Raw genomic sequence first — 619 nt, 5'->3', positions numbered from 1 at the left:
ATCCGGTTCTGCTTCCGGTATTCGCTTAATTCAGCACAACGGAAAGAGCACTGGCTAACCAGGCTCGCCGACTCTTCACGATTATCGACTCAATGCTCTTACCTGTTGTGCAGATATAAAAAATCCCGAAACCGTTATGCAGGCTCTAACTATTACCTGCGAACTGTTTCGGGATTGCATTTTGCAGACCTCTCTGCCTGCGATGGTTGGAGTTCCAGACGATACGTCGAAGTGACCAACTAGGCGGAATCGGTAGTAAGCGCCGCCTCTTTTCATCTCACTACCACAACGAGCGAATTAACCCATCGTTGAGTCAAATTTACCCAATTTTATTCAATAAGTCAATATCATGCCGTTAATATGTTGCCATCCGTGGCAATCATGCTGCTAACGTGTGACCGCATTCAAAATGTTGTCTGCGATTGACTCTTCTTTGTGGCATTGCACCACCAGAGCGTCATACAGCGGCTTAACAGTGCGTGACCAGGTGGGTTGGGTAAGGTTTGGGATTAGCATCGTCACAGCGCGATATGCTGCGCTTGCTGGCATCCTTGAATAGCCGACGCCTTTGCATCTTCCGCACTCTTTCTCGACAACTCTCCCCCACAGCTCTGTTTTG

At 48.5% G+C, this 619-nt stretch carries 1 protein-coding gene; it reads right to left on the bottom strand.

The genetic code is table 11. From position 1 onward, the window contains the following. Nucleotides 1-387: 387 nt before the first annotated feature. Complete coding sequence (locus ACTHSL_RS12870) at nucleotides 388-609, bottom strand: antitermination protein Q (protein WP_440381685.1); 222 nt, start codon at nucleotides 607-609, stop codon at nucleotides 388-390. Nucleotides 610-619: the final 10 nt, after the last annotated feature.

The organism is Neisseria sp. P0008.S010, from assembly GCF_051962715.1.
GTDB classification, from domain to species: domain Bacteria; phylum Pseudomonadota; class Gammaproteobacteria; order Burkholderiales; family Neisseriaceae; genus Neisseria; species Neisseria elongata.
The sequence above is the reverse complement of the archived record's forward strand: the minus strand, read 5'-3'. Positions and strand labels throughout refer to the sequence as shown.